Source organism: Tolypothrix sp. PCC 7712 (assembly GCF_025860405.1).
GTDB classification, from domain to species: domain Bacteria; phylum Cyanobacteriota; class Cyanobacteriia; order Cyanobacteriales; family Nostocaceae; genus Aulosira; species Aulosira diplosiphon.
In genome coordinates, this window is sequence record NZ_CP063785.1 from 5,799,003 (window position 1) to 5,812,875 (window position 13,873).

General features: G+C 43.2%; 5 protein-coding genes. All 5 read left to right on the forward strand.

What is annotated here, in order from left to right; all coding sequences use genetic code 11:
• Window positions 1-186 precede the first annotated feature (186 nt).
• The 5 genes from HGR01_RS23815 (at window position 187) to HGR01_RS23835 (ending at window position 13,580) form a co-directional block, all read left to right on the forward strand.
• Window positions 187-465, forward strand: coding sequence for a hypothetical protein (locus tag HGR01_RS23815; RefSeq protein ID WP_045874176.1), 279 nt, complete (start codon window positions 187-189; stop codon window positions 463-465).
• A 378-nt stretch (window positions 466-843) separates the two neighbouring features.
• Window positions 844-6,360 carry a type I polyketide synthase gene (locus tag HGR01_RS23820; RefSeq protein ID WP_096621759.1) on the forward strand — a complete coding sequence of 1,839 codons (5,517 nt, stop codon included), beginning with the start codon at window positions 844-846 and terminating at the stop codon, window positions 6,358-6,360.
• Window positions 6,361-6,554: 194 nt separating this feature from the next.
• Window positions 6,555-8,288: an SDR family NAD(P)-dependent oxidoreductase gene (locus HGR01_RS23825; RefSeq protein WP_045874173.1), complete on the forward strand. Its 1,734-nt coding sequence runs from the start codon at window positions 6,555-6,557 to the stop codon at window positions 8,286-8,288.
• 279 nt (window positions 8,289-8,567) lie between these two features.
• Window positions 8,568-9,929, forward strand: coding sequence for a polyketide synthase (locus tag HGR01_RS23830; RefSeq protein WP_045874234.1), 1,362 nt, complete (start codon window positions 8,568-8,570; stop codon window positions 9,927-9,929).
• Between the two features lie 279 nt (window positions 9,930-10,208).
• A complete protein-coding gene (locus HGR01_RS23835; RefSeq protein WP_045874172.1) occupies window positions 10,209-13,580 on the forward strand; it encodes a PfaB family protein in 3,372 nt (1,123 codons plus the stop codon).
• Window positions 13,581-13,873: the final 293 nt, after the last annotated feature.

Consider the following 13,873-nt stretch of genomic DNA (forward strand, 5'->3'; position numbering starts at 1 on the left):
TTTTTCTTGGGAGCATGAAAGAAATAACTAAAGCCGGCGGCATTGTTACCACCTTATGAAGGCTCGATTAATGTTTAAATTACTGCATCTATTCGGAGTGAAATTGAGGTTTTTTCTGTAACGAACTTGTCAACTTCTATCGGGCGAATTGCATAAAATACATTATCCTGGAAGCTGAAACTGGCTATGACATTTATCAAGATACAGAACGTTGTCATTAACACCAGCTATGTGGCTGCAATCAACTTAGATAGTCAAACTAGTTTGGGAGAAAAGAGCGTTTCTGTCCTAATAGCTACTCCTAAGTTTCCCTTGCTTCAGTGGGATGCAGTTGCCCAAAATATCTATCATTACGAATGGCTAGAATTCACAGGTCAAGCTGCTACAGCGCTTCAAGACTATTTTAGTAACTTCAACAACGTCATTGACTTGCTACCACAATATCAAGAGTCGGGCGTTGTCTAGGATTTTCAAAATCACTGCTTGATCAAGTGTGTAGGTTGAAGTGTGAAATATGATTCACTCTCAATACTTGTCGGTTAAGGGGAAAAAGGAGAATGGGAAAAGGGAAAAAATCAACCTTTAATCCTTAACTTTTAACCTTTGCCCAAAACCAATTTTGAGTTCAAAACGCTTAACCAAATAGTATGGGATTCACCCTTTAACCTTTAGCCTTTATCCTTCATCCTTTACTTATTGTGTGTGGTGTTAATTCCCAAAAAGCATTTAGCTTTTGCAGATAGGATAGCTAGCTGCTCGTCAAACAGATAGCTTTCATTATTGTACAGCAACAGAAAATTCTGTGGCTTTGCAATTCAAAGTCCTTCAGATTCGTTATGTCCTATGTCTGCTAATTCCATTGATGCTGCCTTGGCTGATTTAGAAAGCCAGATCAACAGTTGTGAAAAAACTTTGATTAAGTTTATAGAGGAGAAAAAAGTGAAGTCGGATAAGCCAATTTCCATTAACAAGATTAACAGACAATTACAACAAAATCCTATAGCCATTATTGGGATGGCATCTTTATTTCCTAAGTCACGGAATTTACGGGAATATTGGCGCAATATTATTAGCAAAGCCGACTGTATTACAGATGTTCCAGAAACTCACTGGAGCGTTAAAGATTACTACGATCCAAACCCCAGAACACCGGAAGATAAAACCTATTGCAAACGCGGCGGGTTTATTCCTGAGGTTGATTTTAACCCAATGGAATTCGGTATTCCCCCCAGCATTTTAGAAGTTACCGACGTATCGCAACTATTAAGTTTAGTGGTTGCGAAAGAAGCAATGGAAGATGCTGGTTACGGTGAAGCGCGTGATTACAACCGCGAAATGGTGGGGGTAATCCTTGGTGTGGCGATGGCGAAGCAATTAGGTATGCCACTTTCCGCCAGGTTAGAATATCCTGTTTGGGAAAAAGCGCTGAAAAGCAGTGGTTTATCTGATGAAGATACCGCCAAAATTATCGAAAAAATCAAAAGCGCTTACGTCAAGTGGGATGAAAATGCATTCCCGGGGATGTTAGCTAACGTTGTGGCTGGGAGAATCGCCAACCGTTTGAATTTTGGCGGGATGAACTGTGTAGTTGACGCAGCTTGTGCTAGTTCCTTCGGCGCTTTGAAAATGGCGATTAGCGAACTAGTTGAGTATCGCAGCGATATGATGCTGACTGGTGGTGTGGATACAGACAACACCATCATGGCTTATATCTCCTTCAGCAAAACCCCGGCTGTTTCTCCTAGCGAGAATGTCAAACCTTTCGATGCTAAGTCCGATGGGATGATGCTGGGTGAAGGTATCGGGATGATTGTCCTCAAGCGCTTAGAAGATGCGGAACGGGACAACGATAAAATCTATGCAGTGATCAAAGGTATTGGTACTTCTAGCGATGGCCGCTACAAGAGTATTTATGCTCCCCGCAAAGAAGGTCAAGTTAAAGCCTTAGAACGTGCTTATGAAGATGCTGGCTTTTCTCCCGCTACCGTTGGCTTGATGGAAGCACATGGTACAGGGACAATGGCTGGCGACCCCACAGAATTCGGCTCTTTGCGCGATTTCTTTGGCGAACATGATTCTAAGAAGCAGCATATTGCACTGGGTAGCGTGAAGTCCCAAATTGGACATACAAAAGCAGCAGCAGGTGCAGCAAGTTTAATTAAAACTGCTTTGGCATTACATCACAAGATATTGCCACCGACAATTAACATTACTGAGCCAAACCCCAAACTCAACATTAAAAATTCCTCATTCTATTTGAATACCGAAACCAGACCTTGGATTCGCGCCGAAGGTGACGCGCCAAGACGTGCTGGTGTGAGTTCCTTTGGTTTTGGCGGGACAAATTACCACGTGGTTTTAGAAGAATACGAAGCCGAACAAGAAAAGCCTTACCGCTTACATAATGCACCTGCGGAAATTCTGCTGTTTGCTGGGACTTCTGCTCAACTAATCTCCAAGTGCGAAGCAACCTTGGCGAATTTGCAGTCTAAGGACGGCGAAAGACATTACGCCCAATTGATGCAAGATTCTACAGCGCAAGAAATTCCCCAAACATCTGCGAGAGTTGGTTTTGTAGCTGAGAATCTGCAAGAAGCTTGCAAGTTATTGCAAATTAGTTTGGATTGGCTGAAGCACAAAGGTGCAGCTATCTCTTGGGAGCATCCCCAAGGTATTTATTTCCGTTCTTCGGGAATGAATTTGGCTGGTAAAGTTGTGGCGCTGTTCTCTGGACAAGGTTCTCAATATTTAGAGATGGGCCGGGAATTGGTGATGAACTTCCCCCAAATGCGTCGGCTTTACAGCAAGATGGACAGCCTGTTGCTGAAAGATAACTTGCGCTCATTGTCGGAAATTGTCTTCCCCAACCCAGCATTTGAAGAAACAGAAAAGAATGCTCAAGTAGCCGCTTTACAGCGCACAGAATATGCTCAACCTGCAATTGGGGTATTGAGTGCTGGGCTGTATAAAATTCTGCAACAAGCTGGTTTCAAATCCGATTTCGTTGCAGGACACAGCTTTGGTGAACTAACAGCTTTATGGGCTGCGGGTGTATTAAGCGAAGAAGATTACTTGTTCCTGGTGAAAGCACGCGGTCAAGCAATGGCGGCTCCCGAAGACCCAGACCACGATCGCGGTAGTATGTTGGCAGTCAAAGAAGACATTGCCAAGGTAGAAGCGATTGTTAGACATTACCCTCAGGTGTTAATCGCTAATATCAATTCTCCTACCCAAGTGGTGTTAGCTGGCCCCACCGCCGAAATCGCGAAAGTTCGCCAAGTATTGCATGACAAAGGTTGTGCGGCTGTATTACTACCCGTATCCGCAGCCTTCCACACCCCATTAATTGCTTTTGCTCAGAAATCCTTTGCGATCGCAACTAAGTCTGTTAAATTCCAAATTCCCCAACTCCCAGTTTTCAGCAACGTTACTGGGCTAAAGTACCCCCAAGAAGCACCTGCAATTCAAAAAGTTTTGGAAAGTCACCTCTCCAACTCGGTGCTGTTTAAGCAAGAGATTGAGAATATCTACGCTGCTGGTGGTTACTGCTTTGTCGAATTTGGCCCCCGCAGAATACTCAGCAACTTAGTCAAAGATATTTTAGGCGATCGCCCACACCTGACCATTTCCTTAAACCCCAGCACCCAAAAGAACAGCGATCGCTCTTTGCGCGAAGCAGCTGTACAGTTGCGTGTAGTGGGGATGAATTTGCAAAATCTCGATCCTTATCAACTACCTCCCGCCTTACCCGCACCCGAAAACGAGAAGAAAAAAGCGTTAACGGTGAAGTTAAACGGCATTAATTTTGTGTCGGAAAAAACCAAAAATGCCTTCCCGCAAGCTTTACAAAACGGGCATAAAGTCAAGCTAGCTGCACCCACATCTGAAGTTACCGTTACTCCCGCAGTATCTGCACCTGCATCTGAAGTTACCGTTACCCCCGCAGTATCTGCACCTATACCTGAAGTTACCATCACCCCCGCAATCTCTGCACCTGCACCTGCACCTGTGAACATAGAACCTGTAAGTCCCACACCCATTCACACTAACGGACATAAGAAAACTGCCCCTACCCCAGTCATGAACGGCGCTGCTTATGCTCCCGAAACCAAGCCTCAAATGAATCCTGCGACCCTTTTACAAATACCAGCCCAGGAATCAAAGATGCAAACACCTGAAAAACCTGTAAATTATCAACAAGTTCTAGAAAGTTTAGAATATCTCCTGGCTCAATTTCAGAACAATCAAAGCGAAAATTTACAAGTTCACGAACAATATCTCAATCATCAGATGGAATATGCCAAAACATTTTTCCAACTGATGCAACAACAAAACGCTTTACTCGCTGAAGCTAAAACTTCAACAGAAACCGCCAAGCTCAAGCAAATGGTCATGGAAAGCTTAGAGCGCAGCATGATGCAGTTTCATTCCCAACAAGGTGAAACTCTACGCATCCATGAGCAATATCTCCAAGAGCAAATTGCATATACCAAAAACTTTTTCCAACTAATTCAGCAAGAGTATTCTCACCTGGTTACTGGTGAAGAAATCACCTTACCACAGGTAACATTACCCTTCGTGAGCGAAGCTGTTACCGAAGCACCCGTTCCACCCACCGCCAAAATTGTTGAAACTCTGACTGCACCTGTAGTTGAGGCAAAAGTTGAGCCTGTAGCCAAAAATGGCTCCGCTCCCAAAATTGTTGAACCTCAGCCTGAGCCTGTAGCAGAAATTCCTGCGCCTCCAGTTGTGGAAATTCCCCCTCAACCTGTAGTTGAGATTCCTGCACCTGTAGCAGAAACAGTTGCTTTCATTCCCGAACCCGCACCTGTAGCAGCACCTGCACCTGCATCTAGCACCATCGATTTATCTCAACTGGGTACTAACCTGTTAACCATCACCAGTGAAAAGACAGGCTACCCCATCGAAATGTTAGAGATGGACATGGACATGGAGGCAGACTTAGGTATTGACTCCATCAAACGGGTAGAAATCTTAGGCGGATTGCAAGAATTATACCCCGACCTACCCAAGCCCAACTTAGAAGAATTAGCCGAAAAACGCACCATTGGCCAAGTTGTAGAATATCTGCAAAACCACGCTGCTGGTAACGTAGCTGTAGCTGCTCCTGTACAAGAAGTAGCAGAGATTCCCCCAGTAGTCGCCCCAGTTGCAACCGTAGTCACTGCACCTGAACCAGTCGCCCCAGTTGCAGTAGTAGCTGCACCTGAGCCAGTAGTTCCCCTCAGCGAAGTAGTTTCCTTCGCGCCTGAAGTTGAAACCACAACTGAAACCACAACCAGCGCTGACTACGCAGACATCGGTCAAACCCTACTCAACATTACCAGTGAAAAAACTGGTTATCCAGTAGAGATGCTGGAAATGGAAATGGACATGGAAGCCGACTTAGGGATTGACTCCATCAAACGAGTAGAAATCCTGGGTGCAATGCAAGACATGTACCCCGACTTACCCAAACCAAATATTGAAGAACTCGGCGACCTCCGCACCATCGGTCAAATAGTTGATTATCTCCAGAAGCTGGCTGGAGGTGAAAAAAAAAAGCATGAATTTGAGTTTGACAACGAGCCGATAATAGATGTAGAGCATAACGTTCAACGTCTACCCATCAAACTCAAATACCTCCCCCAACCCGATTACTTAGACTTCAACTTACCAGAGGGACACATCGCCTTAGTCACCGATGATGGTTCCCTCACCACCTCGGTGGTAGTGCAATCCTTAGTGGATCAAGACTGGAAAGTTGTAGTTCTCAGCTTCCCCCAAGCGGTAATTCCCCAACAAGCACTCTTACCCCCAGGCGTTACCCGCATCACCCTAGTAGATTTCAGCGAACAACTACTGCAAGATAAATTATCTGCGTTCCCCGTAGGGGTTGCCGACGGCATCGCAAGTAACATCGGCAGCATTGGGGCCTTCATCCATATTCACCCAGTCTTCCAAGTCAGTCACACAAAGACACTTCCTTACATTGAACAAGAAAAGGCGATCGTTAAACACGTCTTCTTCATGGCCAAACACCTGAAAAAATCCCTCAACGAAGCCGCACGTTACGGACGCAGTTGTTTTCTCACAGTAGCTCGTTTAGATGGAGCCTTCGGGTTTGAGCATAACACCAACTTTGGAGTCATCGGAGCCGGTTTAGCTGGTTTAACCAAAACAATGAGATGGGAATGGCCCAAAGTTTACACCAGAGCAGTTGATATTAGTCCTGCTCTCGATGCTCAACAATCAGCACAACACATCATTGCTGAACTGCACGATTCTAATCTTTATCTCAGTGAAGTTGGCTACAGCGCTCAGGGAAGAGTTACCTTAGTTACTTCATCTGATAAGTAAGCAAATAAGGGAGATAAGGAATAATGTCACCTCATCTCCCTTTCTCTAAAACTCTTCTTTCTCTGTGTTCTCTGCGTCTCTGTGGTTCGTTTAAAAATCTTTTTTCTCACGCAGAGACACAGAGGCGCAGAGGAGAGAAAACAAGAGTAAAAACTATCAGTAATTATCGGCGGTTAAAAATCCAAAATTGAAATATGGCAACACAAACACCTATTCGTCCCTCATCAGTTTTTCTAGTTAGCGGCGGCGCTAAAGGTATCACCGCCGAATGCACAATTGAACTCGCCAAAAAACAACCTTGTAAATTCATCCTTTTGGGACGTTCCGAATTATTAGAAACCGAACCAGAATACGCGCAAAATTGCTTTGAAGAACCTGCATTAAAAAAACGCATCATGGAAAATCTTCTCGCTCAAGGTGAGAAGCCTACACCCATGAGTGTACAAAAAATTTATAACAAAATTCACTCCAGCCGGGAAATTAAAAAAACCCTCGCCGCTATTCAACAAACAGGCGCAACTGCTGAATATTTAAGCGTTGATGTCACAGATACCCAAGGGTTAAAAGCAAACTTGGCGGCTGTAGTTAACCGCATGGGGCCAATTACCGGTATCATACATGGCGCAGGCAATTTAGCTGATAAATTAATTGAAAAGAAAACCGAACAGGATTTTGAAAAGGTTTACACCGCCAAAGTTCATGGATTAGAAAACCTGTTAGATTGCGTTCCCGCAGAACAACTCCAGCATTTAGTGTTGTTCTCCTCCGTCACTGGATTTTACGGCAATATCGGTCAATCCGATTATGCGATCGCAAATGAAATTCTCAACAAATCCGCCCACGTAATGAAGCAGTACTACCCCAACTGTCACGTTGTGGCGATTAACTGGGGCGGTTGGGATAGCGGAATGGTTACCCCAGAACTGAAAAAAGCTTTTGCAGAACGGGGAATTGACATTATCCCCGTGGAAGTGGGAACCAAAATGTTAGTTAAAGAACTCAACCCCAAGCATCACGACACTACGCAACTGGTAATTGGTAGTCCTCTGGTTCCCCCACCTGCACCTTTAGATTCTGAACTGAAAACTCACTATATTCGTCGCCGCATCACAGTTGCAGCTAATCCATTTTTAATGGATCATGTGATTGCTGGTTATCCAGTAGTTCCCGCTACCTGTGCAATGTCCTGGATGATTAATGGCTGTGAAGAAGCTTACCCTGGTTATAGATATTTCAGCTGCAAAGATTTTAAGGTTTTAAAGGGAATTACCTTTAATGAATCGGTAGCCAGCGAACATATTTTGCAACTCAAAGAAATTGCCAAATCTGACGGCGAGTTTATCGAATTCCAAACCACTATTTTCAGCAAAACTCCCGCAGGTAAAATTCACTATCATTTCACTTCTACTATCAAACTGGTGCGAGAATTACCTGATGCACCTATATATGATGCAGTGAATTTGACAGAAGATAACATTATTACCGCTAGGGGTAAAGATTTATATCAAAATGGCCCATCGACATTATTTCATGGCCCATGTTTTCAACAAATCCAAAGAGTTTTAAATATTAGCCCCGAGAAAATTACTACAGAATGCTATTGGGCACAAATCACTCCCCAACAACAAGGACAATTTCCGATTCATTGGCACAATCCTTATGCTACTGACTTGAGTACCCAACCTTTATGGGTGTGGTTAAGTCATTATCATAATGAAGTTTGCTTACCTGGACAGTTAACAACTTCTGAACAGTATAGAGCAATACCAGTTGATGAAATATTTTATGTTTCTTGTGATATTAAGGAGAAAAAAGCTACTGGGTTAACTGCCGATTTTATTCTGCACGATCGCGCAGGTAAATTATACTCACGTATCCTGGGAGCCAAGGCTGTGGTTGCGCCCATGAGTTTGCTGCAAGCTAAGTAATGAATTCGTGATATTTATAGCATTTCTTTATTGATGAAATACAAATTTAGATGTATTATAATCAATTCTGAAATGCTATAACTGCCATTTGATTTAGCTTGATTAACGGCGTAAATCTTGCCATCTCGGGGAATCCAATTTATGCGGTTGTTATCTAGCTTTCCTCTTTGATTTGTGAAAGTTATTTTTTTAACAAACCGCCCATAAAGTCAAGGGGAGAATATTTAAAAAAGCGAGCATATCCCCCTTTTGTTTAATACCCCAATGAGGATATCAGCAGTGGAGAAAATAGCAATTATCGGGTTATCTTGCCTCTTTCCTGATGCCAATAATCCTGAGCAGTTTTGGCAAAACCTGACAAATGAGAAAGATGCAACTTCAGCTACTACTGTTGCAGATTTGGGTGTAGATCCCACAATATTTTACGATCCAATTAAGGGAAAACCGGAAAAAATTTATTTTCTCCAAGGTGGATTTATTCGTAATTTCCAATTTGACCCCAGCGAATACAATTTACCTGCGGAATTGGTAGAAAGTTTGGATAATTCCATGAAATGGTCGCTATATGCAGCTAAACAAGCGATTCAGAGTAGCGGCTATTGGGGAAATCGCCAAGTTCTCTCAAAATGTGGGGTAATTCTGGGGACTTTATCCTTACCCACCAAGAAGTCTAATCAATTGTTTGCTCCAATTTACCAGCAAACAATTAACCCTGCGATCGCAGAACTTGTACAAGATGAAAATTTCCGGTTGGCTGCGTTACCAACAAAGACGAAGGCTTCCCCGTATAATGCGATGATAACCGGCTTTCCCGCCGCGCTCGTCTCCCAAGCCTTTTCTTTATCCGGTAATCATTTTTGTATAGACGCGGCTTGCTCGTCATCATTTTATGCGATTAAGCTAGCCTCTTACTATTTGCGATCGCGTAAAGCTGATGTCATGTTAGCAGGGGCGATGAGTTGTGTCGATCCGCTATTTTTACGAATGCTATTTTCGGGTATTCAAGGTTATCCCGAAAATGGAATTAGCCGTCCTTTAGATAAGTCTTCTCGCGGCTTAATTACATCCGATGGTATTGGGATGGTAATGCTGAAACGTTACAGCGATGCTGTGAGAGATGGTGATAAAATTCTTGCCACCATTGCTGGTAATGGACTTTCTAATGATGGCAAAGGTAAGCATTTATTAAGTCCCAATTCTAGAGGACAAATTCTCGCTTTTGAACGGGCATATCAAGAAGCACAAATCAGCCCGAAAGATATTGATTATATAGAATGTCATGCGACAGGCACATTATTAGGAGATACCACAGAATTTAACTCTGTAGAAACTTTCTTTGGCGAACACCAAGCATCGCCTTTAGTCGGTTCTGCAAAATCGAATGTCGGTCACTTATTAGTAGCGGCTGGTATGGTTGGTTTGGCAAAAACTATTCATAGCATGAATGCGGGTGTAATTCCAGCCACGATTAATGTTAATGAACCGATGGGGACGGAAAACAGTGTCATTTCTAGCAACAATATTGTGAGAACAGCGACGAAATGGCCTAATAATTCGCCTGTGAAACGTGCAGCTTTAAGTGCTTTTGGTTTTGGCGGAACCAATTCACATTTGATTTTGGAAAAGCAGGATGAAGTTTAAGAAGATTTAACCGCCGATAAACGCCGATGTCAAAAGTCTAGATTTTCTTCTTTCTTTCCTTTCTTAGCGCACTTCGCGTCTTCGCGGTTCGTTATGAATTAGTAGAAAACTAACCACGAAGGCACGAAGGACACAAAGGGAAGAGGGCTATAGAGAGATTTTGCATAAGTCCTCTCTAATTGCGGCAAATGAAAAAACAATCTTTTTAACATACTTCATCCTTCTCCTTCGGAGACGCTTCGCGAACATCATTCATACTTCATCCTTTGTAAATAAACAATGTTTGAACAAGAAATACAATCAGGCAAAATTGCTATTGTCGGCATGGATGCCTTTTTTGGTGAATGTCAAGATTTAGATGCTTTTGAACGTAGTATTTATGACGGCAAACAGCATTTTGTCCCCCTACCTTCTCAAAGATGGTATGGCATAGACGAGAAAGCAGATTTACTCAAAGAATACGGTTTACCAGATGGTAAAGCGCCAGTAGGCGGATATATCCAAGATTTTGCCATCGATACTTTAACTTATAAAATCCCTCCCAATGAAGTAGAACAACTCAATCCTCAACAACTGTTACTGTTAACAGTCGCAGATGGGGCGTTAAAAGATGCAGGGATTCAAGAAGGGGCAAATGTTGCTGTTGTGATTGCGGCTGAAGCAGATTTGTCTGTGCATCAACTGCAACAACGCTGGAATTTATCGTGGCAGATTAAAGATGGTTTGAATGCTGCGGAAATTGCCTTACCACCAGATAAAATTGCTCAGTTAGAAACAATAGTTAAAGATAGCATTCACCATCAAGTAGAGATTGGTGAATACCTGAGTTACATCGCCAATATTATGGCGAGTCGGATTTCTGCACTGTGGAATTTTACTGGCCCATCCTTTACGATGACGGCGGTGGAAACCTCTGCTTTCAAGGCATTGGAAGTAGCACAAATGCTACTAATAAATGAGGAAGTAGATGCGGTTGTGGTTGGTGCTGTGGATTTGGCTGGTGGGATTGAAAATGTCTTACTGCGTAGCCAATGGGGAACGGTAAATACTGGCGCTAATACCTTAAGCTACGACCAAAATGCTAACGGTTGGACAGTGGGCGAAGGTGCAGGTGCAGTTGTCCTCAAGCGTTATGATACGGCAAAACAAAATGGCGATCGCATTTATGCGGTGATTGATGCTGTTAGTATCGGTCAAGCTGCTTCTACGGCTGTAGATGGGGAGACGATTAACCAAGTCTGTCAATCGGCTTTCCAAATGGCGGGAATTCAGCCATCAGAGGTTAACTATGTAGAAGTGGTTGCTAGTGGTTTCCCAGAGGAAGATGAGGCAGAAATTGCGGGGATGCTGCAAGCTTACCCCTCTGTCGGTGATGGTCTACATTGTGCCATTGGGAGTGTTAAAGCCAATATCGGACACACCTATGTAGCATCGGGAATTGCTAGCTTAATCAAAACAGCTTTGTGTCTCTATCACAACTATATTCCGGCTACCCCTAATTGGTCTGGTGTGAAAACGCCCCAGGTTTGGCAAGGTAGTCCTTTCTTTGTCGCCACGGAATCAAGACCTTGGTTCCTCCATAAAGATAGTACCCATAGAATCGCCGCCATCAATGGTATCGGTTGTGATGGGACTTGCGCCCATGTCATCTTGTCGGATGAACCAGACCAAGTTAATCACAGTAGTAGATATCTCCAACAACGGCCTTTTTACCTGTTCCCATTAGCCGCTGATGACCGTTCAGCTTTATTCAATCTCTTAGATAATCTGCAACAAGAGATTGAGAAATCTGAGTCTCTATCTCATACAGCTAGTCAGAACTTTGTTAAATTCCAGCAGCATCAAACAGCGAAATACACCCTAGCGATTACTGGACGCAACAAAAAGGAATTACTCAAAGAAATCGCCTCAGCCCACAAAGGGATAAATACTGCCTTTGACAAGGGTAGTGATTGGCAAACACCAATAGGTAGTTATTTCACCTCTAAACCTTTGGGTAAAGAGGCTGAGGTTGCCTATGTGTATCCGGCGGCGGTGAATTCCTATGTCGGTATTGGTCGGACTCTCTTCCGCCTCTTCCCCGATTTGCAAGCTGAACCTTTCGTTAAGAGTTTGTATAAACGAGTCTCAGATGTTGAGAAACTCGTATTCCCCAGAAGCTTGCATAAGTTGTCTACTAGAGAACTAGAAACCCTAGAGAAGAAGTTGCTAGATGATTCCCTAGCAATGTTTGAAGCGGAAATGTTCTTTACCAGACTCATTACTACCGTAATTCGCGATCGCTTTCAAGTCAAACCGAAATATGTGTTTGGCTATAGCCTGGGCGAAACCAGCATGATGGTATCCCAAGGCGTTTGGAGTGATTTCTTTGCTGGTAGTAACAGCTTTAACTCCTCAGCTTTATTTGGCGACAGGTTATCAGGGCCAAAAAATGCGGTGCGTGAATATTGGGGATTACCTCCAGCCACAGACGCTTCAGATAATAACTTCTGGGCTAACTATGTACTCATGACTACCCCAGAGAAAGTTAGAGAATGTCTGAAAAATGAGAGTCGTGTATATTTAACGCAAATTAATACACCAGAAGAAGTATTAATTGCCGGTGAACCAGCAGCTTGTCAGCGCGTCATCAAAGCCCTTGGTTGCAACGCTTTCCCTGCGCCATTCGACCATGTCATCCATTGTGAAGCCATGCGATCGGAGTACGCAGAGTTAGTTAAACTGAATACATTACCAACTCAAGACATACCCGGAATCACCTTCTATTCTGCGGCTGGCTATAAACCTATCTCCCTGAACAGTGAAGTAGTAGCCCACAGTATCGCCACCGGACTGAGTCAACAACTAGATTTTCCGCGCTTAGTGAACCGCGTTTACGCCGATGGAGTCAAAATCTTTGTCGAAGCTGGTGCTGGCGGTGTTTGTTCTCGCTGGGTAAGCAAAATTCTCGAAGGGAAAGAACATATCACCGTCTCCCTCAATCGTCGAGGTATGGATGACCATCCTACGATAGTTAAAGCCCTAGCTAAATTGCTCAGTCATCGAGTTGAGTTAGACATATCATCTCTTTACGACCTCACCCAAGAAACTGAGAAGAAAAATAAATTAACCCAACGAAATATTACCTTGGGTGGTAAGTCAATTACGGCTACTATCTTAAGCGAAGAAAATCGCCAAATCTTCCAAAATTTAGCTAGCAAAACCCCAAACAACACCGCTACGGTTGATTATCAAAGAGTAAATCCAGTATTCAATTCACTGAATACTCCAGTGGTAATTGCTACCAATAATCAACCCGTTGATGATATTTTACTGCCCACAAATCAACCAGAAGAAATCGCAGAGAAAAATATCATGGAACACGGTTTAGTCTCAACGGAACAATTACAATCCTTTGAGATAACTACCACTCTCCAAAAACCAACACAGCCCAGCTTTACTCCATCAAATATAACTCGTAAACCCGGCCAAACTATCCGTATGCTCGATTTAAATAAGACTCAATATCAAAAGCTCAATGCTAACAATGCCAATTTGACTAAATCTCATACAGCTTTCTTAAAATCTCGACAAGATTTTAGTCAGCAAATGAGCGAAATCATTCAATTGCAATTAGCTTGCGCTCAAAACTTACTGAAGGAAGAAGCTTAATTAGGGATTGGGGACTGGGGAATGGGGACTGGGATTTTGACCCAGTACCTCAATCTTCTAAAAGTAAGTCGGTGAAAATAAACCAAACTATGCTAAGAAAAGTAAATAGGCTTGAAATCCTTACCAATGACAAATGACCAAGGACAAATGACAGCCTCAGCCAGTTATCTTTAATTTCGCCGACCTACTTAATACCAATTTTTCAACTCTATCATTTCTCTTCTCTCTGCGTTCTCTGCGTCCTCTGCGGTTCGACCAAAAAAAACTTCTGCACTCCACTCGATATTTAACGA